Raw genomic sequence first — 24817 nt, 5'->3', positions numbered from 1 at the left:
TTTTTTATTTATTTCTTTTTTGGAGTTTTTACTGCCTTTGTTTTTGTGCTTTTTTGTTCTTGTTTTGGTGTTGGTTTTGGCTCCGATTTCTTATTGTATAACATCAGAATCGCTTCAATATCATCATACTTATATTCTTTTTCTTCTATTTTTTTAGCAATCTCTGGATTGTCACTAAAATAATAAACTCCATACTCTCTAAAAAAAGCGTTGTATCCCGCAGAAAAAGCATTTGAACTCAAAGAAACCAATATCGGATAGTCTTCCTTGCTTCTTTTCAGATAATGATTAACTTCTTTAGAAACGACTTTCATCTTATCTTCTTTTACCTTAGTTTTTGTCTTCTCATCTTCTACCTTAACTTCTTTTATTCCATATTCTTCACCGCCTAAATACAAAGAAGCTTTTCCGCTGATTGTTTTACACAACCATTTTTCATCAATAACTTTAAATTCTTTCCCTTTTGATTTGTACACTTTTGATTTTGTCCATATAAAAGTATAAGACAATTTTTTATTTTGGTCAAAAATCTGAATGGAGTCAATGTCTTTACTAGCATATTTCTCATTCTCTTCACCAACTTTAATTTTCACTTTTTTATCTTCAAAACCTGGAAACTGAACAATTCCAGTAACTTTTTGATTGTCCTTTTTAAAAATTATGGCGTCTGCTTTTTGTTGCCCCATTCCAAATCTAAATGTTAATCCAGCAGCTTGAGACTGTGCTGCAGATGTAACCAATAAAACACCAATTATTAAAAAAACATTTACTTTCATTACTTTAAATTATTTTATTTATGAGCCGGCAAATATATAAATATCACATCGTTTCAAGGGGTTCTTCAAATTAATCTACTTATTATTTATTAACAATTTTACTACTAAAACCAAGGGAGTTGGCCTACTCGTCAAAACACACAATTCAAACGACATCTCTTTAGATTACCTTAAAATCTCTACCAATATTTAAGCAATAATAAAAAGCATTTTTTTACTTTTACTATTCAATTTAGATTTCAAAAAAAATGAAAATACTACTTCTAGGTTCAGGCGAATTAGGTAAAGAATTTACCATTGCCGCACAACGAATTGGTCAAACCATAATTGCTGTTGATAATTACGAGAATGCTCCAGCAATGCAAGTTGCTCATGGCTTTGAGGTCATTAATATGCTCGATGGCGAAGCACTTGATCGCATTGTAGCCAAGCACAAGCCCGATTTTATAGTTCCTGAAATAGAAGCCATTCGTACTGAACGCTTTTACGATTATGAGAAACAAGGCATTACAGTTGTTCCGTCTGCAAAAGCAGCAAATTTCACCATGAATCGTAAAGCAATCCGTGATTTAGCCGCTAAAGAACTCGGACTTAAAACTGCCAAATACCAATATGCAACCTCAGCCGAGGAATTACAAAAGGCTGTTCAGGAAGTAGGCATGCCATGTGTAGTAAAACCTTTAATGAGTTCATCAGGAAAAGGACAATCAACCATAAAAAATCAAGAGGACATTTTAAAAGCATGGGAATATGCTGTTGCTGGTTCTCGTGGAGACGTTATTGAAGTAATCGCAGAAGCCTTTGTAAATTTCCATTCTGAAATTACCCTACTAACAATTACTCAAAATAACAATCCAACACTTTTTTGTGCACCAATTGGTCACCGACAAGAACGTGGTGATTATCAAGAAAGCTGGCAACCAGCTAGGGTATCCGACAAAGATTTGTACGAAGCCCAAGATATGGCCGAGAAAATTACTGAAGCTTTAGGTGGAGCAGGACTTTTTGGAGTAGAGTTTTTCCTGACTGACGAAGGTGTTTATTTCTCTGAGCTTTCCCCTCGCCCGCATGATACTGGAATGGTAACCTTAGCAGGAACACAAAACTTCAATGAATTTGAATTGCATTTAAGAACTATCCTGAGTTTGCCTATTTTCGAAATTACATTAGAAAAAGCAGGAGCTAGTGCTGTAATTTTGGCTTCAAAAGAATCAAACAATCCTACTTATACTGGAATAGAAAAAGTAGCTGCATTACCTAAAACAGACTTCCGTATCTTTGGAAAACCAACTTCAAGACCTTATCGCCGTATGGGAGTTGTTTTATCACACGATATCTTAGAAACTCCGATTGAAGAAGTCATAGAAAGAGCAAAAAAAACCGCACAATTAATAACCGTAAATTCATAAAACATGAAAAAAATAACAGCCGTGATGTTCCTATTTTTAAGTATCACAATAAATGCTCAAGATAAAAAAACTACCGAAAAACCTCAAGTTGTAGAAGCTGCTTGTGGAGAATGCCAATTTGGAATGAAAGGCAACAGTTGTGATTTAGCCGTTCGCATTGATGGCAAATCTTATTTTGTAGACGGAACCAAAATTGACGAACATGGAGATGCTCATGCAAAAGATGGTTTTTGCAATGCTATACGTAAAGCATCAGTTACTGGAAAAATAGAAAATAACCGATACAAAGTAACTTCGTTTACATTACTAAAAGAAAAATAATGGCTTTAATTCTAGAAAATATTGCCAAACACGTTTCCCTAACACCTGAAGAGCAAGCACATTTTTTATCTAAGACTGAAACCCGTTTTTATAAAGCCAAGACTATTTTATTAAATGCTGGAGATGTTTGTAAAGAATCTTATTTCATAAACTCAGGAATCATTCGAAGCTTTAATATCAATGACAATATTGTAGAGCATGTATTGAGTTTTTCGTGTGAAGGTTGGTGGATTAGTGATATGTACAGCTTAATTACACAAAAACCAGGTCAATTATTTATAGAAGTTTTGGAAGACTCCGAAGTTGTGGTTCTCTCTAAAGAAAATCAAGAACAATTGTATTTTGACATTCCAAAATTGGAACGTTTTTTTAGAATCTTAACCGAGAACTCTTTAGTTGCCAATCAACAACGCTTAATGGATAACTTGAGTTTATCTGCCGAAGAACGTTTAGAAAAATTCTGCGCAAAACACCCAACGCTTATCCAGAAAGTACCTCAAAAGCATATTGCTTCTTTCATTGGTGTTACCCCTGAATTTTTCAGTAAAATGAAAGCAAGACTTTTAAAAAAATAAAAAACACGGCTCGTAACTGAGCCGTGTTTTTTTTGAATTAAAAATTAAAATTGTTCTACTTCTGTAGAATGTTTCATTGCTGTTGTTGTTGATTTACCAATCGTAACAGTATTCTGAACCGCATCAAAATAAGAGGTTCCTACAAACGCTTGATGTTTTACAGCTCTAAATCCACTATTTTGCAAAGCAAATTCTCTTTCTTGTAATTCAGAATATCCTGCCATTCCTCTTTCTCTGTATGCTTTAGATAATTCAAACATACTAGTGTTCAAAGCATGGAAACCTGCCAAAGTAATGAATTGGAATTTATACCCCATTGCTGCCAAATCTTCTCTAAAAGTTTCCATTTCAGCAACAGATAATTTAGCTGCCCAATTAAATGATGGAGAACAATTGTACGCCAACATCTTATTTGGGAATTGCTCACGCATGGCATCAGCAAACTTCTTAGCATATACTAAATCTGGATTACTTGTTTCCATCCAAATTAAATCAGCATAAGGCGCGTAGCTCAAGCCTCTTGCAATTCCTTGGTCGATTCCACTTTTTACATAAAAGAAACCTTCGTTAGTTTTCTCACCTGTAATAAATGGAGCATCTCTAGGATCAACATCACTCGTTAATAAATTAGCTGCATCGGCATCTGTTCTAGCTACAATAAGTGTTGGTGTTCCCATAACATCTGCTGCTAATCTTGCTGCTACTAATTTATTAATAGCTTCTTGTGTTGGTACCAAAACTTTCCCTCCTAAATGCCCACACTTTTTAGCAGAGCTCAATTGATCTTCAAAATGAACTCCTGAAGCTCCAGCCTCTATCATTGCTTTCATCAGTTCGAAAGCATTTAGATTTCCTCCAAAACCCGCTTCAGCATCAGCAACAATTGGCACTAAATAATCCTTTTTATCTTCTACTCCATTAACAACCTGAATTTGATCGGCTCTCAATAAAGCATTGTTTATTTTCTTAACCACCATTGGTACACTATTAGCAGGATAAAGAGATTGATCAGGATACATTTCGCCAGCCAAATTTGCATCTGCAGCGACTTGCCATCCACTAAGGTAAATAGCTTCTAAACCTGCATCAACTTCTTGTATTGCTTGATTACCTGTCAAGGCACCCAACCCAGCTACAAAATCTTGACTTTTAAGTTTTCCCCATAATTTTTGAGCACCCATTTGAGCAATAGAATGTTCTATTTGATAAGACCCTTGTAATGTAACCACTTCGGTTGCGGTATAAGGTCTTTCTACTCCTGCCCATCTTGGGTTTGTTAGCCAATCCTTGATCAATTCTTGAATTCTGTCTTCTGTTGTTTTCATCGTATAGTTATTTGGTTGTTAGTAAGCACTTTTTATAAATATTTGTAACATGGGATAGTAAGAAAGTTCACAAAGTCGAGTGTAACGACCAATCTTTCTAGTACTTTTTCAGCCAAAGGAAACCAGCGTTTTTCATAGTTTTCTTCGCCCAATTCCTTTTTAATTTTTCTGAATTCATCCAAAGCCAATTCGTGATAATAAGCCAAATTCAATTGTTTGCCATTATCCAAAACCACTTTATTATATAACCATTGCCACAATTGCGATCTCGAAATCTCTGCCGTTGCTGCATCTTCCATTAAATTATGTATAGCTGCTGCACCTTGCCCGTTAAGCCAAGAAGCCAAATACAAAACACCTACATTAATATTTTTTCGAACTCCTTCTTCTGTTATAGTACCCTTTGGCACTTGAAGTAAATCTTGCTCTGTAATTGTAAGATGTGGTCTTACTACATGAATCTGATTTGGTGTTGGCATTCCTGCATCAAATACTTCTCTTGCTAATGAAACCAAATCTGGATGCGCCACCCAAGTTCCGTCATGTCCATTGCTTACTTCACGCTCTTTATCAGCTTTTACTTTTGCAAAAGCAATCGCATTGGCTTCATCATTATTCTTAATCGGAATTTGAGCTGCCATTCCTCCAATTGCATGGATTCCTCTTTTATGACATCTCTGAATTACCAAGCTTGAATAAGCTTTCATAAAAGGCGAAGTCATATTTACTTGATCTCTGTCTGGAACCAAAAATGATGGATGCTTGTGGAATTTTTTTATGTATGAAAATATATAATCCCATCTACCGCAATTCAGTCCAACTATATGATTTTTTAATTCGAATATAATTTCATCCAACTGAAAACTTGCAGTTATTGTTTCGATAAGCACGGTTACCTTAATAGTTCCTTGCGGAATTCTTAGATAGTTTTGAGTAAACTCAATTACGTTGTTCCACCAACGTGCTTCTAGATAATGCTCTAATTTTGGAATATAGAAATAAGGTGCTGTTCCGTTTTCAAGTAATTTTTTATGATTGTGAAAAACATACAAACCAAAATCCACCAATGATCCTGAAACTACCTGACCTTCTACCAGAACATGTTTTTCTGTTAGATGCAATCCTCTAGGGCGAACAATTAAAGTCGCTATGTTTTCATTTAACTGATAGGTCTTATTTTTCACCTCATCTGTTAAGCTGATTGTTTTATTTACTGCATCAATTAAGTTTACTTGTCCACTCATTAGATTTCCCCATGTTGGAGAAGTACTATCTTCAAAATCGGCCATAAAAGTTTTAGCTCCAGAATTCAAAGCGTTGATAATCATTTTTCTATCAACTGGCCCTGTAATCTCCACTCTTCTGTCTAATAAATCTTTCGGAATAGCTCCAGCAGTCCAATTATCTTCTCTGACTAATTTTGTTTCAGCTGGAAAAGTTGGCATGACTCCTTTATCAAATAAACTTTGTTGTTCCTCTCTTTGTAACAACAATAATTTTCGTTGAGAATCAAATTTTAGGTGCAGTTCTGTGATAAATGCAACCGCTTCTTCTGTCCAAATAGCAGCATAAGAATTGTTTTTTTCGGCTAAAAATTCCATTGCCGACTCTGTAGTTTCTAATTGATTTTTCATAGCTAATATGTTTTACACTACAATGTTATAAAAAAGTTTTATACAAAACAAGCGAACGTTCGCTAAATTTTAAAAATATTTTTTTGGCGATTATTTTTTTATTGGTTACATTTGATATATGGATATCGAAAAAGACTACATCAAGCTTATTTTTGGGCTAAAACTCAAGCAGGTCCGAACCCTAAAAAACCTTTCGTTATTTGGCTTAGCCAAACTCACGAACCTTTCTAAATCCTATTTGAACGAAATAGAAAAAGGTAAAAAATACCCTAAGACTGATAAGATTTTACTCTTGTGCGAAAAACTTGACATTAGTTACGATCAAATGGTTTCTTTAAAGCTGGATAATAACTTAGCCCCGATAGGTGAAATTTTAAAATCTGGAATTCTTAAAGAAATTCCCTTAGAACTTTTTGGTATTCATGAGAACGATCTAATTGATATTATTGCTAATGCCCCTGCAAAGGTCAATGCCTTTATTAGTACCATAATCGAAATTGCCCAACATTACAATTTAAGTCGAGAGAGTTTCTTCTTGGCATCATTACGTTCCTACCAAGAAGCACATATCAATTACTTCGAAGATTTAGAAAATAAAGTAATTGCTTTCTCTAAATCATTTCAGATTAATCTGGAAAATCAAATCTCGACGCTTGAATTAAGCGCCATTCTGAAAGAGGAATATGGATACACTATTAAAGAACTTCTTTTTAAAGATCAAGAAGCTTTAGGTGATTTGCGTTCTATTTATGTTCCAAAAAGCAAAACATTATTGCTCTCTAAAGAAATAGACGATCCACAAAGGGCTTTTATATTAGCCAAAGAAATAGCATACAACTACTTAGAAATAACAGATCGCTTACTAACATTTAGCTGGATAAAGTTTGATAATTTTGATCAGGTCTTGCATAATTTCTATGCTTCCTATTTTGCCGGAGCACTATTATTACCTAGAAAACTATTAATTGACGATATCAATCTTTTCTTAACCAAAGAAAACCCAAGACCGGAAGAGTTTGTTGCATTAATCGAAAAATTTAATGTTTCTCCTGAATCTTTCTATCAGAGATTAACCAATCTTTTACCGAAAGATTTCCATCTAAAAAACTTGTTTTTCCTGAGAATGTCACACCAAATTGGCTCTGGCACGTATCAAATAAAAAAAGAGCTTCACATTACCAATCAACAGGAACCGCATGCTAATGAAATGAATGAGCATTATTGCCGTCGTTGGGTATCTATTAAAACTATAGATGAAGCCATCAAGCAAAAGAAAGCCCATTTTTTTGATGCTCAAATTTCAAGTTACGAAAATAGCGGAAACGAATATTTAGTTTTTTCATCAGCTACCAAAGATCCTTTTGTAGAAAATTGCATGCGAAGTATTTCGGTTGGAATTTTAATTACTCCAGCTATGAAAAAGAAATTCAAATTCATAGATGCAAAACCAATTGTAAAACAAATCGTTGGTGTTACCTGCGAAACTTGCGCTGTTAAAAACTGCCTAGAAAGAGCTTCTCCTCCAAAACAATTAGAAAGTAAAAAACGCCACGAAAACACCGATTTAGTTGTACAACAATATATTGCGAAATATAGCTAACAATTTAGACCGCTAGATCATTAGACAATTTTCACACATAATCTTGTCATGTCGAAGAATGAGACATCACATTAAGCAACTCGACAATATAGAGATATTTTGCATTGATTTATTGTAAAGATGCCTCGTACCTCAGTACGCTAGGTTTATGGTTCGTTTAATTTGACATACAGCATTTTATTAGATTATGTGACTCCTCATTCTTCGAAATGATTGGTCTGTGATTGGTCTGTGATTGGGCTACCTATAAAATAGAGTAAATACTCTATAATTCACCCAACACTACCTTAGCAACTTAGCAACTCAACAACTCAGAACCTTTGTAACTTTGAACCTTCACAACAGAAACCTCAAAAATCACTTCTTAATCTAGGTTAAGTGCTTTCCCTCCTCTTTGGTTGTAAATTTGCCCTATCAAATAACAATTAACACACACAATCATGGAAAATATAGTAATTCACAAAGCAGAAACAAGAGGAAATGCAAATCACGGCTGGTTAAATGCTTATCACAGTTTTAGTTTCGCAGCTTATTATGATTCTGAGCGCATACAATTTGGAGCACTTCGTGTTTTAAACGATGATACTATTGCTGCAGGAATGGGATTCGGTACACACCCACACGACAATATGGAGATTATCACCATTCCACTTGAAGGTGATTTAGCACATAAAGACAGCATGGGCAATACTGAAATCATCAAGCATGGAGATATTCAGGTAATGAGTGCAGGAACTGGAATCCAGCATAGTGAGTTCAATCCAAATGCCGATAAACAAACTAAATTATTACAAATTTGGTTATTTCCAAACAAACGTAATGTTACCCCTCGTTACCAACAAATTTCTTTAAACACTGAAGACAGACACAATAAGTTACAACAAGTTCTATCTCCAAATCCAGATGATGATGGAGTTTGGATCCATCAAGACGCATGGTTTCACATGGGGAATTTTGATGCAGGAACCGCGTCAGAATATTCTATTAAGAAAGAAGGAAACGGTTTATATGCCTTTGTTCTAAAAGGAAACGTAACTATAAATGGTCAAGAATTAAACACACGTGATGCTATTGGAATTACAGATTTCAAAACTGTAGCTATTAAAGCAAATACTGATGCTGAATTTCTTTTAATGGAAATTCCAATGAATTATTAATTCAACCTATAATAACAACACTTCTAAAACAGCGTTAATGATTTGAATTTTAAATTATTAACGCTGTTTTTTCTTTATAATCATTCACAAAACCCAAAAAGAAAGATTAATTTTATAAGACTAATCGATTTAATTGAACCGCAAAATTTTCAATCATGAATCCAAACGACCTAACAAAAGAATATACTAATGGAGAAGTAACCATAGTATGGCAATCTGGAAAATGTATTCATTCTACAAATTGCGTAAGAAACAATCCTGATGTCTTTCACCCCAAAGAAAAACCTTGGATACAACCTGAGAACTCAAATACAGATAAAATCATTGAAACAGTAAAGAAATGTCCTTCTGGTGCTTTGTCATTTTATATGAATAAAAAAAAGTAACAATCAAAAAACAATTCACTTTTCATTTCTTAATCTAGGTTAAGTGCAACTAGATTACTCTCGAAGTAACTTTGTCCTATCAAAACGAAAGTATTATTATTTAAATAAAAACAAAAAATTATGGCAACTACAAAATGGTCAATTGACCCAACACACTCAGAAATTGGTTTTAAAGTAAAACACATGATGTTTACAAATGTTTCTGGTAAATTTAATGATTACGAAGCAACTATTGCTAGTGATGAGAATAACTTCGAAAATGCAACAATCAATTTTTCTGCAGATATCAAATCTATCGATACTGGAAATACTGACAGAGACAATCACTTAAGAAGTGCTGATTTCTTTGATATTGAAAACAGTCCAAAAATGACTTTCAAATCAAACTCTTTTACCAAAGTAAATGACGGAAACTATGAGCTTTCTGGTAAATTAAACATAAGAGGTACTGAAAAAGAAGTTAAACTTCCGGTAGAATTTAGCGGAATCATGACTGACCCATGGGGAAACACAAAAGTTGGTTTGAATATTACAGGAAAAATCAACCGTAAAGACTGGGGATTAAACTGGAATTCAGCATTAGAAGCTGGTGGAGTTTTAGTAAGTGATGATGTTCGTTTGAACATTGAATTACAATTTGCAAAACAATAATTATCCTATCATAAATTTAGTATTTAATTTGGCCAAAACCCTATGCTTTGAAAGAAGTATGGGGTTTTATTTTTTCTCGTTTTAAGCATTATCATATTTAATCAACCCAAAATCATTTTACATCTTACCTCTCACAAAAAATCATTTCTTCAAGCTCCTAAATTCTGTTGGCGACAAATTAGTAGATTTTTTAAAAACTCGAGAGAAATACGAATAATCTTCATAGCCCACCTCTTCAGCAATTTCATTTACTGCTAGCTGTTTATCAATCAACATTCTTTTTATTTCCAAAACAACACGATCTGTAATTACTTCTGTAGCAGTTTTTTTCAAGATATCATTACATATCCTGTTAAGGTGTTTTAAGGTAATATGTAATTGTTCAGCATAAAACGAAGGCGATTTATTTGCCTTAAAATACAGCTCTAGGAGTTCTTCAAATTTTTTTATTTTCACATTATACGAATGCACCTGATGAACCTCAGAATCATTATATTTTCTTGCAATTTCAATATGAATGGAATCCAATAGATTAAGCATTTTATCCAATTGGTATTTATTTTTTTGCTTGCTTTCTCGCATTAGCAATTCAAAATAAGGCGTAATTCCTTTTATAGCTTTAGCATCAAAATAAACTTCGGGCTTATTATTAATCGAACTGTAAAAAGCATAATCATTGATTTTTTTTTCACCAAAATACAGGTTGTACATTTCCTGAGAAAAGATCACCACAAATCCCTCTACATCTTGTGACAAACTCCAGAAATGAATTTGCCCAGGCTGAAGTAAAAACAAACTCCCTTCTTTTATTTCAAAACGATCAAAATCAATCTCATGAATTCCTGAACCTGCTGTAAAAAACACCATCAAATAGGAATCATGTCGATGTGGCTTCTCAACAAAACTATGCGTTTTTAAATGTTCAGTAAAAGAATTTACATAAAAATCACTTCTTGTATCACCACAACTAAAATTGGCAACACTATAAATTGGATACTTTTTCATGGCTACTAATGTCTTTATTGTGCTATAACAAGCGAAGATATAAAAACTAAATTAATAACCCTGTAAAGTATCTTTGTATATAATAAAAAACGAATCAATTATGTCATATATGATCACCCATGTTTTACGAAATGAATGTCCTAATTGTCACAAAGGAAAAGTACTTGATGAGAAAAATATATTTTTCACATTCAAATTTCCAAAAATGAACAAAGTCTGTAGCGAATGCGGTTTTAAATTCGAGAAAGAACCAGGTTTCTTTTTCGGCGCCATGTACATGAGCTATGGACTAACAGTTGCACAAGGTATTGCTACTTACTGCATTGCTCAATTTTTCTTTGAAAAGAATTTTGATTTAAGAATTATCCCAATTATTGCCGTAGTAATCATTGCTTTTTCTTTTTTTAATATCCGACTTTCGAGATTGTTATGGATTTACATGTTTAAGAATTATTCAAGCTAAAAAAATACTATTTTTGCCTTTCAATTGAAACTAATTTTTCAATTTTAGAATCATTAAATTTTTAAATTAAAAGAAATGAAAGCATACGTATTTCCAGGTCAAGGCGCACAGTTTACAGGAATGGGCAAAGACTTATATGAAAATTCGGCTTTAGCCAAAGAATTATTCGAAAAAGCGAACGAAATATTAGGTTTCAGAATCACAGATATCATGTTTGAAGGTACTGCTGAGGAACTAAAAGAAACCAAAGTAACTCAACCTGCAGTATTCTTGCATTCGGTTATTTTAGCCAAAACTTTAGGAGAAGACTTTAAACCAGAAATGGTAGCTGGTCACTCTTTAGGAGAATTCTCTGCTTTGGTTGCAAACGGTACTTTGTCTTTTGAAGACGGATTAAAATTAGTTTCACAACGTGCTTTGGCAATGCAAAAAGCATGCGAAATTACTCCATCTACAATGGCGGCTGTTTTAGGATTAGCTGATAATGTAGTTGAAGAGGTTTGTGCTTCAATAGATGGAATTGTTGTTGCTGCAAATTACAACTGTCCTGGACAATTAGTAATTTCTGGTGAAACAACTGCTGTTGAAAAAGCTTGTGAAGCAATGAAAGCTGCTGGTGCAAAACGTGCTTTGTTATTACCTGTTGGTGGAGCATTTCACTCACCAATGATGGAGCCTGCAAGAGAAGAATTAGCTGCTGCGATTGAAGCAACAACTTTCTCTACTCCTATCTGTCCTGTATATCAAAATGTAACTGCTACTGCAGTTTCTGACGCAAATGAAATAAAAAAGAATTTAATCATTCAACTTACAGCTCCTGTAAAATGGACTCAATCTGTACAACAAATGATTGCTGATGGCGCTACTTTATTTACTGAAGTAGGTCCAGGAAAAGTTTTAGCTGGATTAATTGGAAAAATTAACAAAGAAGCAGTTACTGCAAATGCATAATTTTAGTTGCTGTTACAATTTTAAATCAGTCTAAAAATTGTCAACAAAAATAGAATCCTCACGAACAATAGTTTGTGGGGATTTTTTTATTTAAATAACATCAAGTTATTTAAATTCACTCCATATTTAATGTAATTTTGATAATCATAACAAAATGTATATTTCGAAAATGACAGATGAAAAATTCACATTTATAAAAACCGATAAAAAGATAATCAAATTATACTTTGACACTATCGCTGTTATTAAAGGTTTGGGGAATTATGTCCAAATAATAACTGTTGACAATACGAAATATACTTATTACAAATCCCTGAAAGATTTAATCGAAGTATTACCCAATGAATTCATGAGAGTTCACAATTCATATATAGTTAATTTAACTACTATTGATAGTATCGAGGACAATCATATTATCGCCAAAGGGAACAAAGTAACTATTGGCAAAACCTACAAAGAGTGCTTGATTAATACGCTCGATAAACTCATGCTGTAACCATCAACATAAAGAAACAAGCCATGTGTATAGTTTTTACACACGTCTGTATAAAATAGTTCCTTGTGATCTGTACTTTACCTTCATTTGTCTGAATATTAAAAATTTAGCAATGTTTAAAGTAATTTTAAAAACCACATTAACTATTATTATGGCTACACAAATTTCGAATGCTCAAAAATACCCCTTAAAAGAAGATGTAGCTTCTATTAATGGAATTATAAAAGCAACTTACGAAGCCGTTTCAGGAGAAGCTGGCGAAAAACGACAATGGGAGCGTGACCTTTCCCTTCACGATCCAAATGCTATTTATTCTTTTCCTTCAGAAAAAACAGCAGGAAGCCCAAAGCAAACTACTATGTCTCTTAAAGAATTTCATAAAGAAACAGACAATATGGTTGCTACAACAGCTTTTTATGAAAATGAAATAAACCGAGAAGTTCGTGTATTTGGTACTATTGCCAATGTTTGGAGCACGTATGAAACTCGATTAGTAAAAAATGGCCCTGTAGTACGAAGAGGCATTAACAGCATTCAACTTTATTACAGCGAAGGGAGATGGTGGATTATATCATGGATATTTGACAAAGAAAGAGAGAATCAAAAAATCCCTCAAACTTTTGACTCTCATTAACAATTAGCTATTAAATCAAGAAAACCCCAAACCATTATATAATAGTTGGGGTTTATTTTTTATGCTGAAGCAAAAATTATCTTGCCTTAACTGCTGTATCTGTAAAATCTGAAAACACACCATCCAATCCTAACTTATAAAAAGCTTGATATTCTAAGATTGGGTTATTATTGTAATTACGCAATAATCGTTTTGCTTCGTTTCTAAACGTATATGCATGTACTTGCAATCCTTTTTTATGCGCATCTGTTATTAAAGTCGTTGGCAACAACGCTTCTTTATCAGCATCATCAACTTTACCATCTCCGTTTATATCATCTGCCTTACCATCTTTATTAGCATCTGTTCCTTTATAAGAAATAATAAATGGTTTCCAAGGACCTATTCCTGTCGCATACGTTTTAACGAAATCCAATCCTTCTTGTGTTCTAAAGAAACCAAAATCTCTAGTATCTCCTTTTAGATACCAATCATACGGTTGCCCATCAGAGATAGCTTCGCCTTGCGGAACTTTAAAAATCAAATCTCCATTGATTGCCACATTGTAGCAACTTAATAATTGAATTGTTTTTACTGTTGATTTACTTCTAATGTATTGCAAATTTGAGACTTCAAATGACTGAACATAGACTGGAGATGCAGCACTATTCCACCCCTCAGCAGTTAGCATTTCTAATAACTTATCGGTAATTTTTAGACTTAAGGCTTCATGAAAAGAAGGGTGTTTTGTTTCTGGATAAATTCCGACAACACGTCCTAATTCTTTCGATTTTTGTTTTGCCAAAGCTATTACTTCTGCAAATGTTGGGATCGCATACTTATTATTGTACTCTTGTGAACGCTCTGCAAAAGCCTGTTTTGCCTTTAATTGTTTTATTTCTGCTAGAGTAAAATCTGAAACAAACCAATCAGTCACCATAGCTCCATCTAAGTTCTTTGTCGTTTTTTTGGAAGCAAAAGCAGGAATCTCGGCAACATTAGTTGTTCCCGATAACATTGGCTCATGTCGTACAACAAGTTGTCCATCTTTTGTCATTACTAAATCTGGCTCTATAAAATCGGCTCCCATCTCAATCGCCTTAGTATACCCTTCGATGGTATGCTCTGGCAAATAACCTGATGCTCCTCTATGAGCAACCACAATAGGATTTGCCCCTGTTAAAGTTGGGTACTTTACATTTTCCACTGGCTGACTATTATTATCTGTAGTACAAGATAATAAAAAAACAGCTCCCCCTAAAAAAATAGCATTTCTTAAACTTATAATAGAACTCATACTTTATATTTTTTTAACAAATAAATTCATTTTTATCGTAACTATCGTTAGTACTAAGTTAAATATCAGTTATGTAATTTCACAAAAAAAATCCCAAATTATCAAAATCGACAATTTGAGATTCTTATATATTCAAAAAAAACATCTTTTAGACCATCTTTTTTTCTTTCTTTTTATAATTGATGATGAAGACTCCTAAAATGATTAGTACAGTTGCAATAATAAAATCGACTGTAATTACTTCATCTAACAACAACCAACCTAGAAAAACTGCTATTATAGTATTGATATAAGACAAAATAGAAACCTGAATGGCTGTTACTCGTTTTAAAGCATAATGATAAGAGAAAAAAGCAAGTATAGATCCAAAAACAGATAAATACAACGCTGCAAAAATACTTCTCGAACTCCATGAACTTACATCTGGATTTGGAGAAAAAATAAATGCTAAAACTAACTGCACCAAAGTAGCAATTGTAAATTGATAAAATAAATTCAGTTTAATATTATTCGATTTATGAGCGTGAGTCTTCGTGTAAATTGTTCCTGAAGCCCAACCTAAAATTGCCAAACTCATAAATACAAGTCCGTGTTGATAATTAGAGTCTAAAAATGACCCAAGTCCTTCTTTAAAAATAAATACAACTCCCATAAAACCAATTATAACACCTATAAAGCCCTTTAAACTTGGCTTTTGTAATCCAAACAAAACACTACCTATAAAGATAAGCACTGGCGATAAGGCACTCATTATAGATGCTAACCCACTTGGCAAAGTTTGTTCAGCAACGGTAGTAAACCCATTTGCAATAACAATCATTAATATGGATGGAATTAATTGGTGTTTAAAATTCTCCCAACCAATCCATTTCAGCTCCTTTTTAAACAATAAAATTACCATTATAATGAATCCTGCCAAGCCTTGACGAATAGAAGTAACAAACCATGGCGGAATTGTTTCTACCGCAACCCTTATTCCTAAAAAAGTAGTTCCCCATACGATTCCTACTGTTGCCATACAGAGAAATAATTTATAATCCGGATTTTGTTTCATTGCTTGACGCTGTGTATGTAATATGTCTTTAATAAAAAAGTCCCAAATTATAATTGTATAATTTGGGACTTTTAAAATACTATCTATTTTAAATTAAGAAACTTCATTTCTTATCTTTTGTTCCCATTCCCAAGCACTCTTAATTGCTTCGTCTAGCGTTGATTGAGCTTTCCAACCCAACACATCATTAGCTTTTGCTGTATTTGCGTATGCTTCAGTAATATCTCCTTCTCTGCGTGCTACAATCTTGTATGGTAGTTTTTTATCACTTACCTTCTCAAAACTAGTAATCACTTCTAAAACAGAACTTCCTGTTCCCGTTCCTAGATTAAAGGTTTCCACTTTGGCTAGATTCTTTTTATTCAGTAATCTTTGCAGAGCCACAACATGCGCTTTTGCCAAATCGACGACATGAATATAATCCCGAACGCAAGTACCATCTGTTGTAGGATAATCATCTCCATATACTGATAACTCCTTACGCAATCCAATTCCTGTTTGTGTAATAAAAGGAACTAAATTTTGAGGAACACCAATTGGCAATTCTCCAATTTTTATTGAAGGATGCGCCCCAATTGGATTAAAATAACGCAATAAAATAGCATTGATATTAGTCGCTTTTGCAGTATCTCTAATGATTTCTTCTCCTATCTTCTTGGTATTTCCGTATGGAGACATTGGTTGCTGTACAGGAGCATCTTCTGTAATTGGCATTTTTTCAGCTTGACCATAAACAGTACAAGATGAACTAAAAATAAAACTAGCTTCTGGTTTTTCCTGTAATTCTTGTAAAAGATACACCAAACTACTAATGTTGTTTTCATAGTACAAAAGTGGATTTTCAACACTTTCACCAACTGCCTTTGAAGCTGCAAAATGAATTACCCCAGTAACGTCATCATGTTTTTTAAAGAAATTTTGTACCGCAGCTTTTTCTCTTAAATCTAATTTTTCGAATAGTGGAGTTTTACCTGTGATGGCTACGATTCCCTTTAAAACATCTTCTGAGGAATTAGAGAGATTATCGATTATCACAACTTCAAAGCCTTCATTTTGCAATTCGACTACAGTATGCGATCCGATAAATCCTAATCCTCCTGTTACTAATACTTTCATTTCTTGGTTGTTTTTTGGCTATTTATTTGATTTGGTTTATTTCAAAAACTCAATTACACTATCCGTAATAAATTTAATTTGCTCATCATCAAGCTCTGTATGCATTGGCAATGAAAGCACTTCTTGTACCAACTGATTGGTTACTGGGAAATACTCTTCTTTATAACGAACATCAACATAAGCTTTTTGTGAATGCAACGGAATTGGATAATAAATTGCACAAGGAATTCCTTTATCCTGTAAATGTTGCAATAATCCGTTTCTATCTGCATTTATAATACGCAATGTATATTGATGAAAAACGTGATCGTTTTCATTAACGTTAAATGAAGGAGTAATAATATTAGGATGTCCAGCTAATGCAGCATTATACTTTGTTGCAGCCTCACGACGCGCTTTATTGTACTCATCTAATAACGGAAGTTTCACATTTAAAACTCCTGCTTGAATACTATCTAAACGCGAATTAACTCCCACAACATCATGATGGTAACGCTCATACATTCCGTGATTTACAATCCCACGAATAATATGCGCCAAGGCATCATCATTAGTAAAAATAGCACCACCATCTCCATAACAACCTAAGTTTTTAGATGGAAAGAAAGAAGTTGCAGCCACATGCCCCATAACTCCTACTTTGTTTTTTGCTCCTGATTTAGAAATATAATCTGCTCCAATTGCTTGTGCATTATCTTCAATTACATACAAATTATGCGCTGCTGCCAGCTCCATAATCGCATCCATATTAGCTGCACGTCCAAACAAATGTACTGGAACGATTGCTTTTGTTTTTGGAGTTATTGCTTTTTTAATAGCGTCAATAGAAATATTCATACTATCCATTTCAACATCTACCAAAACTGGCGTTAATTGCAATAAAGCAATCACCTCTACAGTAGCAGCAAAAGTAAAATCGGCAGTAATAACTTCATCACCTGGTTTTAAGTCTAAACCCATCATTGCTATTTGCAATGCATCAGTACCATTTGCACAAGGAATAACATGTTTTACTCCTAAATATGTTTCTAGATTTTTTTGAAATTGATGTACCAATGGTCCATTAATATATGTATTTGTATCTAAAACTTCTTGAATAGAAGCATTTACAGCTCCTTTTATTTTATCATATTGACTTTTTAAGTCAACCATTTGAATTTTTTTCATTTCGATATTCTAATTTAAAGTTTGCGTTTCCGAATAAAGAAAGCCACATCTTAATTGACTTTCAAAATAATACTTCCGAAAACGAGGAACAAAAATAGTTATTTAATGAGTTCAAACCAATGAAAATAATTGAAAGAAACGTATTTTAGCCCCAAATATCCAACTATGCTTTTCTTATACAATCTAATCGTTATTATTGTAAGTTTTTTATTAAAAACAGTAGCGCTTTTTAGCCGTAAAATCAACCTTTTTGTAGATGGCAGAAAAACCGTTTTTAGCACCCTACAAGAAAAAATAAAACCCTCAGACAAAACAATTTGGTTTCACGCCGCATCACTAGGCGAATACGAACAAGGCTTACCTGTTATTGAAAAAATTAAAAAAAAATACCCTTCTCATAAAATCATCGTTACCTTCTTTTCTCCTTCTGGCTACGAGGTTCGAAAAAACAATACCGTTGCCGATGTAACTCTTTATTTACCATTGGATACGAAACAAAATGCTAAACAATTTTTAAAATTAGCTCATCCTGAGATTGTTTTCTTTATCAAATATGAATTTTGGCCAAACTATCTTAATGAATTAAAAAAGAGCAATACTCCAACCTATTTAGTTTCAGGAATATTTAGAGACAATCAGATATTCTTTAAGTGGTATGGTGGTTTTTACAAAAAAGCCCTTGACGCATTTACTTATTTCTTCGTTCAAAACGAGAGTTCAAAAAACAAAATCGAATCTATTGGCTATAAAAATGTAATTATTTCAGGCGATACTAGATTTGATCGTGTGGTAGCTATTTTAGAACGAAACAACACATTAGATTTTATTGCTGAATTTAAAAACAATATTCCTACTATTGTTATTGGAAGCTCATGGCCCAAAGACGAAGCGTTGCTAACTGAATACATCAACTCTACGAAAGAACGCGTAAAATTCATCATTGCTCCTCATAACATCAAACCTGAACAAATTACCGCTCTACAACATTCTATTACTAAAAAGTCAATCTTATTTTCTGAAAAAGAAGGCAAAAACCTAACGGATTACGACGTCTTTATCATTGATACTGTTGGAATACTTACCAAAATATACAGCTATGCAACAATTGCATATGTAGGTGGCGGTTTTGGAAACCCTGGCGTTCATAATATCCTTGAACCTGCAACTTTTGGTCTTCCAATTATAATTGGTCCAAATTACTCTCATTTTGCCGAAGCAACAGAACTTGTTCAATTAGGAGGCTGTATTTCTATTAGTAATGCAACTGAATTAGAAACTGCTTTCAACAAGCTTATTTCTAATCAAAATTACCTTGATGAAAAAGGGCTAATTTGTAAGTCATATGTTCAAAATAAAAAGGGTGCAACAGACACAATTATGAGCGCAATTTAATCTCACTCCCTATTTTACCATAAAATATGTTATCCAAATCATAATTTTTTCATTGCTTGAAGATAAAATCATTTTATTTTTTTAAATATATCACAACTAACTCCTACTCTTTTTTATTACACTAAATTCAGCTAAAAAAGAGAAAAGTGCCTTGTTTACTAGCATTACCAAGCATTTCGCTTTAAGAAACATTTAATTAAACACTAATTCATTACCTAAAAAAGCTTTTTAACGTTTTTGGCACGTTAATTGATAATAAGATAAACGTAGGCATTGAAGAATATTTTAAAAAAAAAATAAAAAAATATTTTACATATTAAAAAATTTATATCTTTGCCACGAATTAATAATTAACCTTTTATAATAAAGTAAGATGAAAAAAGTATTTTTAAGTTTAGCTGTTGTTGCTGTTTTAACTGTTGTTTCTTGTAAAAAAGCTGATGCAGCTCCTGCTGATGACGCTGCTGCTGTAGTTGATTCTGCTGCTGTAGTTGTTGATTCTGCTGCTGCTGTAGTTGATTCTGCTGCTGTTGTAGTTGATTCTGCTGCTGCTACTGCTACTGAAGCTGCTAAAACTGCAACTGAAGCTGTAAAAAAATAATTAGAACTTAGATTCTAAAATTTTTAAAGCCATCCGCTTAGCGAGATGGCTTTTTTATTGGATTAAAGTATCGTATTATATTTTAAGCAAAAAAAAGAGAGCATTTTGATAAATCAAAATGCTCTCTTTTTTTTATTTACGAATCCGCTCTACCTAATCCTCAAAAACAAAATCATTTACAGAGAAATCCAAAATCTCAGCTTTAGACCCATAATTAACAATTTCCTTTATTCCTTTCTGAAGCAACAACTCGGTTGTATACTTTCTACTTGTCGCAAAATGAGCATCATTAAAAACCAACTTAAAGAAGAACTTTCCTCCAGACGATTTAAACTTCAAAAATTGAGCAGAGCCAATATCCCCTTTAAATTTCTCAATCTCCTCTTCACACTCAAATTTAAGCTCATAACTAAGACTTGTAAAGATGACCTTCCCTTTTCTGGAGGTAAACACAAATTTATACTCATCATTAAACCTCTTACTTATTACGAAAGCACCCATTTATTTTTTAGATTTTTTTAGATTGTTGATTTCAGAATCAACGAAGATTTATTTAAAGCTTGAAATCAAGTATTATAAGTTTACTTACAGATTACAAACCTTTGTAAAATAAAAAAACCTCTTCAAAAAGAAGAGGTTTCTTGTACTCAGAGCGGGACTTGAACCCGCACGAACATTGCTGTTCACTGGATTTTAAGTCCAGCGTGTCTACCAATTTCACCATCCGAGCATTATATGGCTTTGAGCGAAAAACGGGGCTCGAACCCGCGACCTCGACCTTGGCAAGGTCGCGCTCTACCAACTGAGCTATTTTCGCCTTTCAAATTCTAATTAAGAACTGCAACACACAACTTGTTCTGTATTGCGAGTGCAAATTTAAGACATTTATTGAGTTACACAAGCGTTTTTTGAAAAAAAATTTCACTTATTTTATAACCTATTGATAACCTAAACTTTAAATCTGAATTATTTTCTAGTAATCATTCTTTTAATCTCATTAAGCTTCATTAACGCCTCTACTGGAGTTATTGCATTTATATCAAGATTTAAAATCTCCTCTTTAATCTCTTCCAACAATGGATCATCTAGATTAAAGAAACTCATTTGCATTTCATCATTATCCGATTTAATCCCGTTTAACGCATCGCTTGAATGGTCTTTCTCCAACTTCTTTAAAAGCTTTTGTGCTTTTAAAATCACTATCTGTGGCATTCCAGCCATTTTTGCCACATGAATTCCAAAACTATGTGCACTTCCACCTTTTACAAGCTTTCTAATAAAAAGAACTGTATCTTTTAATTCTTTTACAGCAACATTATAATTCTGGATTCTTGGTAACGAATCTGTCATTTCATTTAACTCGTGATAGTGCGTAGCAAATAAAGTTTTTGGTCTTGATGGATGCTCATGTAAAAATTCGGCAATAGCCCATGCAATCGAAATTCCATCGTATGTACTAGTCCCTCTTCCTATCTCATCTAGTAACACTAAGCTTCTGTCTGAAATATTATTCAAGATTGAAGCTGTTTCATTCATCTCAACCATAAAAGTCGATTCTCCCATCGAGATATTATCTGATGCTCCTACTCTAGTAAAGATTTTATCTACCATTCCCATTCTAACGCTATCTGCAGGAACAAAACTTCCCATTTGAGCCAACAGTACAATTAAAGCTGTTTGACGCAAAATAGCCGACTTACCAGACATATTCGGTCCTGTAATCATGATGAGCTGTTGTGTTTCTCTATCTAAGAAAACATCATTAGCAATATAAGGTACTCCAACTGGTAATTGTTTTTCAATAACAGGATGTCTTCCGTTTTTAATTTCTAATTCGAATGTATCATCAATTTCTGGACAAACATATTTATTCTCAATTGCCAACTGGGTAAACGAACACAAACAATCTAGTTGTGCCACCAAGTTTGCATTCATTTGCACTGGCTTAATGTATGTTGTAATCCATGAAACCAATTGCTCAAAAAGCTCTAGCTCTATTTTGTGAATTTTTTCTTCTGCTCCTAAAATTTTAGTTTCATACTCTTTTAATTCTTCAGTAATATAGCGCTCTGCATTTACCAAAGTTTGCTTACGAATCCATTCTGCGGGTACTTTATCTTTATGTGTATTTCTAACTTCAATATAATATCCAAAAACATTATTAAAAGATATCTTTAAAGAAGAAATTCCTGTTCTCTCTGATTCTCTTTTTTCAATCCCTTCCAAGTATTCTTTTCCTGAAGTCGAGATATCTCGTAAATCATCAAGCTCTTCACTAATCCCTTTTGCAATAGCATTACCTTTATTAATAGATACTGGTGCCGACTCTTGATTTAAAGTCGTTTTGATTTTCTCTCGCAATAATTCACAACCATGCAAATTATTACCTATTACTTTTACTGCTGCTTGTGGGCTTTTAAGAGCAAGATCTTTTATCGGAATTATAGCATCTAACGATTCTTTCAGATAAACAATCTCTCGGGGAGAAACTTTCCCTGCGGCTATTTTTGATATTAAACGTTCTAAATCTGAAATTTGCTTAATTTGATATTGGATATCATGTAGCACTTCTTGATTTTCTTTCAAATACGAAACTACTTCATGACGACTCTTAATTTTATCTCCATCCTTAAGAGGCAATGCAAGCCAACGTTTTAATAAACGTCCTCCCATTGGCGAAAGCGTTCTATCAATAACATCTAGAAGTGTAACTGCGTTGGGATTATAACTGTGGTATAATTCTAAATTTCGAATCGTAAATCGATCCATCCACACATAAGCATCCTCTGCTATACGCTGAATTGTAGTTATATGCTGTACTCTATTATGTTGCGTTTCGGACAAATAATACAAAATAGCTCCAGAAGCAATTATTCCTTCTTTTAACTCTTCGATTCCGAAACCTTTTAAAGAAACAGTTTGAAAATGCTTCGTTAAAATCTCTAGGGCATAATCTTCTTTATAAATCCAATCTTCTAAGTAAAAACTATGGAAATCCTCTCCAAAAGCTTCTTTGAAGTCATTCTTATTATGTTTTGGAACCAAAACCTCACTTGGTCTAAAATTCTGCAACAATTTATCAATGTATTCAGCGTTTCCTTGGGCTGTAAGGAATTCTCCTGTAGAAACATCCAAAAATGAAACTCCTATATTCTTATTGGCAAAATAAACAGATGCCAGAAAATTATTAGTTTTAGACTGCAACACCTCATCATTAAGAGAAACTCCTGGAGTTACTAGTTCTGTAACACCTCTTTTAACAATTGTTTTAGTCATTTTAGGATCTTCTAGCTGGTCACAAATCGCCACACGAAGTCCTGCCTTTACTAATTTTGGCAAATACGTATTAATAGAATGATGTGGAAAACCCGCCAAAGCCGTTTCTGTTTCAGAACCAGCGCCGCGTTTTGTTAATGTTATACCAAGGATTTTTGAAGCCCTAATAGCATCTTCTCCAAAGGTTTCGTAAAAATCACCAACTCTAAAAAGCAAACATGCATCTGGGTATTTTCTCTTGATTTCATTGTACTGTTTCATTAACGGTGTTTCTTTCACCACTTTCTCTTTCGCTGCCAAATTACTGTGTTTTTTAAATGAAAAATTATGACAGCGAATTTATAAATTTTAAAGCGAATAAAGAATCTTAGAAAAAAATTAAAATATTTTTAAGGCAATTTTAAGTTACACTTTCATTATTTTACATAAATTTGTTAATAATTAAAAATAAAACTGAAAATGAAAAAAATAATTTTACTTGTAATGTTTACAGTGTTAGGCGTTGCTACATCTAATGCTCAAGCAAAGGCTAAAACTACGATGCCTAAAGTTGATGGTGTTGGAATGGTTTTCGTTAATGAAGTTATCGATTACGGAACAATTGCACACAATTCTGATGGAAAACGTGAGTTTGTATTTGTTAACAATGGTAACAAACCATTAATTATAACTAATACACAAGGATCTTGTGGATGTACAGTACCAACTTCTCCAAAAGAGCCTATCGCTCCAGGTGGAAAAGGTGTTATTGGTGTAAAATATGCTACTGATAGAGTAGGTGCTTTTACAAAAACTGTAACAGTTACATCTAATGCAACTGGACAACCTACTAAAATACTTACTATTAAAGGTACCGTTTTAGCATCAGATGAAGCTCCAAAAAGCTAAATCGTAAAACAACAAAATAAACGAAAAGCTTCCTTATATTTGGAAGCTTTTTTTTATTACTAGAATTTAAATAATTATGAGAAAACTCGAAAACAGCGAGCTTGAAAGAAAATCTATTGCTGATTTTAAAAAATCAGACAAAACACCTCTTATATTAGTATTAGACGATATTCGTAGCTTGCACAATATAGGCTCTGTGTTTCGAACGGCAGATGCATTTTTGATAGAAAAAATAATATTATGTGGCATCACTGCTACTCCACCCAACAAAGAGATTCACAAAACGGCACTTGGCGCTACTGAAACTGTTACTTGGGAACATCATGAAAACGTATTAGAGGTAATCGAAAATCTTAAAAAAGAAAACATTACCACTCTAGCAATCGAACAAGTTGAAAGTGCTATTTTTCTGCAAGATTTTGAAGTAGAGAAAGACAAAAAATATGCTTTAATTTTCGGAAATGAAGTATATGGAGTAGCTCAAGAAGCAGTTGCTATTTGTGATGGTTGTATCGAAATTCCACAACTAGGAACTAAGCATTCACTGAATATATCTGTAAGCGCAGGTATTGTTGTTTGGGATTTATTTCAAAAAATGAATTGGCCTAAATAAAAATAGGCTCTAAATAGTTTCAAGAATTTTTAATACAGAAACACACACAAA

The 24817-nt window shown here is 33.3% G+C and carries 25 protein-coding genes and 2 tRNA genes; 15 read left to right on the top strand and 12 right to left on the bottom strand.

What is annotated here, in order from left to right:
* Positions 1-8: 8 nt before the first annotated feature.
* The gene (locus tag LNQ49_RS15930) at positions 9-776 is read right to left on the bottom strand and encodes a hypothetical protein (RefSeq protein ID WP_229990019.1); all 768 of its coding nucleotides are present in this window, start codon (positions 774-776) and stop codon (positions 9-11) included.
* Positions 777-1024: 248 nt separating this feature from the next.
* Here LNQ49_RS15930 and purT point away from each other — a divergent pair, with 248 nt between their 5' ends.
* From purT to LNQ49_RS15915, 3 genes are read left to right on the top strand one after another with little or no spacing between them, the layout of a single operon-like run.
* The gene (gene purT, locus LNQ49_RS15925; protein WP_229990018.1) at positions 1025-2185 is read left to right on the top strand and encodes a formate-dependent phosphoribosylglycinamide formyltransferase; all 1161 of its coding nucleotides are present in this window, start codon (positions 1025-1027) and stop codon (positions 2183-2185) included.
* A gap of 3 nt (positions 2186-2188) precedes the next feature.
* A complete protein-coding gene (locus tag LNQ49_RS15920) occupies positions 2189-2506 on the top strand; it encodes a DUF6370 family protein (protein WP_229990017.1) in 318 nt (105 codons plus the stop codon).
* Positions 2506-3081 (top strand): Crp/Fnr family transcriptional regulator, encoded by a 576-nt coding sequence (locus LNQ49_RS15915; RefSeq protein ID WP_229990016.1) that lies wholly within the window; start codon positions 2506-2508, stop codon positions 3079-3081. Before LNQ49_RS15920 ends, LNQ49_RS15915 begins: the two co-directional genes overlap by 1 nt.
* A 44-nt stretch (positions 3082-3125) precedes the next feature.
* Here LNQ49_RS15915 and aceA read toward each other — a convergent pair whose 3' ends face one another.
* Both aceA and aceB read right to left on the bottom strand, forming a co-directional pair.
* Complete coding sequence (gene aceA, locus LNQ49_RS15910; protein WP_229990015.1) at positions 3126-4406, bottom strand: isocitrate lyase; 1281 nt, start codon at positions 4404-4406, stop codon at positions 3126-3128.
* A 32-nt stretch (positions 4407-4438) separates the two neighbouring features.
* Positions 4439-6040 carry a malate synthase A gene (gene aceB, locus LNQ49_RS15905; RefSeq protein WP_229990014.1) on the bottom strand — a complete coding sequence of 534 codons (1602 nt, stop codon included), beginning with the start codon at positions 6038-6040 and terminating at the stop codon, positions 4439-4441.
* A 118-nt stretch (positions 6041-6158) separates the two neighbouring features.
* On the opposite strand from aceB, the gene LNQ49_RS15900 reads away from it, so the two are divergent.
* The 4 genes from LNQ49_RS15900 to LNQ49_RS15885 all read left to right on the top strand — a co-directional run bounded on the left by LNQ49_RS15900 (position 6159) and on the right by LNQ49_RS15885 (position 9834).
* On the top strand, positions 6159-7640 hold the full coding sequence (locus tag LNQ49_RS15900; protein WP_229990013.1) for a helix-turn-helix domain-containing protein: 1482 nt from the start codon (positions 6159-6161) through the stop codon (positions 7638-7640).
* A gap of 440 nt (positions 7641-8080) precedes the next feature.
* A complete protein-coding gene (locus LNQ49_RS15895) occupies positions 8081-8797 on the top strand; it encodes a pirin family protein (protein ID WP_229990012.1) in 717 nt (238 codons plus the stop codon).
* Between the two features lie 155 nt (positions 8798-8952).
* Positions 8953-9183: a (4Fe-4S)-binding protein gene (locus LNQ49_RS15890; RefSeq protein ID WP_229990011.1), complete on the top strand. Its 231-nt coding sequence runs from the start codon at positions 8953-8955 to the stop codon at positions 9181-9183.
* 120 nt (positions 9184-9303) lie between these two features.
* Entirely contained in the window at positions 9304-9834 is a 531-nt protein-coding gene (locus tag LNQ49_RS15885) for a YceI family protein (protein ID WP_229990010.1), read from the top strand.
* 141 nt (positions 9835-9975) lie between these two features.
* Here LNQ49_RS15885 and LNQ49_RS15880 read toward each other — a convergent pair whose 3' ends face one another.
* A complete protein-coding gene (locus LNQ49_RS15880; protein ID WP_229990009.1) occupies positions 9976-10839 on the bottom strand; it encodes an AraC family transcriptional regulator in 864 nt (287 codons plus the stop codon).
* Between the two features lie 100 nt (positions 10840-10939).
* On the opposite strand from LNQ49_RS15880, the gene LNQ49_RS15875 reads away from it, so the two are divergent.
* From LNQ49_RS15875 to LNQ49_RS15860, 4 genes are all read left to right on the top strand, one after another.
* Positions 10940-11302, top strand: coding sequence for a DUF983 domain-containing protein (locus LNQ49_RS15875; RefSeq protein ID WP_229990008.1), 363 nt, complete (start codon positions 10940-10942; stop codon positions 11300-11302).
* Between the two features lie 75 nt (positions 11303-11377).
* Positions 11378-12253, top strand: a complete 876-nt coding sequence (fabD, locus tag LNQ49_RS15870; RefSeq protein WP_229990007.1) for an ACP S-malonyltransferase — start codon at positions 11378-11380, stop codon at positions 12251-12253.
* A gap of 169 nt (positions 12254-12422) precedes the next feature.
* Positions 12423-12749 carry a LytR/AlgR family response regulator transcription factor gene (locus LNQ49_RS15865; protein ID WP_229990006.1) on the top strand — a complete coding sequence of 109 codons (327 nt, stop codon included), beginning with the start codon at positions 12423-12425 and terminating at the stop codon, positions 12747-12749.
* A 112-nt stretch (positions 12750-12861) separates the two neighbouring features.
* On the top strand, positions 12862-13383 hold the full coding sequence (locus LNQ49_RS15860) for a hypothetical protein (protein ID WP_229990005.1): 522 nt from the start codon (positions 12862-12864) through the stop codon (positions 13381-13383).
* 76 nt (positions 13384-13459) lie between these two features.
* Here LNQ49_RS15860 and LNQ49_RS15855 read toward each other — a convergent pair whose 3' ends face one another.
* The 4 genes from LNQ49_RS15855 to LNQ49_RS15840 all read right to left on the bottom strand — a co-directional run bounded on the left by LNQ49_RS15855 (position 13460) and on the right by LNQ49_RS15840 (position 17996).
* On the bottom strand, positions 13460-14659 hold the full coding sequence (locus tag LNQ49_RS15855) for a glycerophosphodiester phosphodiesterase (protein WP_229990004.1): 1200 nt from the start codon (positions 14657-14659) through the stop codon (positions 13460-13462).
* Between the two features lie 148 nt (positions 14660-14807).
* The gene (locus LNQ49_RS15850; RefSeq protein ID WP_229990003.1) at positions 14808-15713 is read right to left on the bottom strand and encodes a DMT family transporter; all 906 of its coding nucleotides are present in this window, start codon (positions 15711-15713) and stop codon (positions 14808-14810) included.
* A gap of 93 nt (positions 15714-15806) precedes the next feature.
* Complete coding sequence (gene galE, locus LNQ49_RS15845) at positions 15807-16829, bottom strand: UDP-glucose 4-epimerase GalE (protein ID WP_229990002.1); 1023 nt, start codon at positions 16827-16829, stop codon at positions 15807-15809.
* Positions 16830-16865: 36 nt separating this feature from the next.
* The gene (locus LNQ49_RS15840) at positions 16866-17996 is read right to left on the bottom strand and encodes a DegT/DnrJ/EryC1/StrS family aminotransferase (RefSeq protein ID WP_229990001.1); all 1131 of its coding nucleotides are present in this window, start codon (positions 17994-17996) and stop codon (positions 16866-16868) included.
* Positions 17997-18161: 165 nt separating this feature from the next.
* On the opposite strand from LNQ49_RS15840, the gene LNQ49_RS15835 reads away from it, so the two are divergent.
* Together LNQ49_RS15835 and LNQ49_RS15830 are read left to right on the top strand one after the other, a co-directional pair.
* On the top strand, positions 18162-19388 hold the full coding sequence (locus LNQ49_RS15835) for a 3-deoxy-D-manno-octulosonic acid transferase (RefSeq protein WP_229990000.1): 1227 nt from the start codon (positions 18162-18164) through the stop codon (positions 19386-19388).
* 373 nt (positions 19389-19761) lie between these two features.
* The gene (locus tag LNQ49_RS15830) at positions 19762-19989 is read left to right on the top strand and encodes a hypothetical protein (RefSeq protein ID WP_229989999.1); all 228 of its coding nucleotides are present in this window, start codon (positions 19762-19764) and stop codon (positions 19987-19989) included.
* Between the two features lie 153 nt (positions 19990-20142).
* Here the strand turns inward: LNQ49_RS15830 and LNQ49_RS15825 are convergent, their stop codons facing one another.
* The 4 genes from LNQ49_RS15825 to mutS all read right to left on the bottom strand — a co-directional run bounded on the left by LNQ49_RS15825 (position 20143) and on the right by mutS (position 23565).
* On the bottom strand, positions 20143-20490 hold the full coding sequence (locus LNQ49_RS15825) for a DUF1508 domain-containing protein (RefSeq protein ID WP_229989998.1): 348 nt from the start codon (positions 20488-20490) through the stop codon (positions 20143-20145).
* Between the two features lie 143 nt (positions 20491-20633).
* A tRNA-Leu gene (locus tag LNQ49_RS15820) sits at positions 20634-20719 on the bottom strand.
* A 14-nt stretch (positions 20720-20733) separates the two neighbouring features.
* A tRNA-Gly gene (locus LNQ49_RS15815) sits at positions 20734-20806 on the bottom strand.
* 149 nt (positions 20807-20955) lie between these two features.
* Entirely contained in the window at positions 20956-23565 is a 2610-nt protein-coding gene (gene mutS / locus LNQ49_RS15810) for a DNA mismatch repair protein MutS (protein ID WP_229989997.1), read from the bottom strand.
* Between the two features lie 159 nt (positions 23566-23724).
* Here mutS and LNQ49_RS15805 point away from each other — a divergent pair, with 159 nt between their 5' ends.
* Both LNQ49_RS15805 and LNQ49_RS15800 read left to right on the top strand, forming a co-directional pair.
* Positions 23725-24153, top strand: a complete 429-nt coding sequence (locus LNQ49_RS15805; RefSeq protein ID WP_229989996.1) for a DUF1573 domain-containing protein — start codon at positions 23725-23727, stop codon at positions 24151-24153.
* 76 nt (positions 24154-24229) lie between these two features.
* Positions 24230-24766, top strand: a complete 537-nt coding sequence (locus LNQ49_RS15800) for an RNA methyltransferase (RefSeq protein WP_229989995.1) — start codon at positions 24230-24232, stop codon at positions 24764-24766.
* The last annotated feature ends 51 nt before the right edge of the window (positions 24767-24817 follow it).

It is taken from the genome of Flavobacterium pisciphilum (assembly GCF_020905345.1).
Lineage (GTDB): Bacteria > Bacteroidota > Bacteroidia > Flavobacteriales > Flavobacteriaceae > Flavobacterium > Flavobacterium pisciphilum.
The sequence above is the reverse complement of the archived record's forward strand: the minus strand, read 5'-3'. Positions and strand labels throughout refer to the sequence as shown.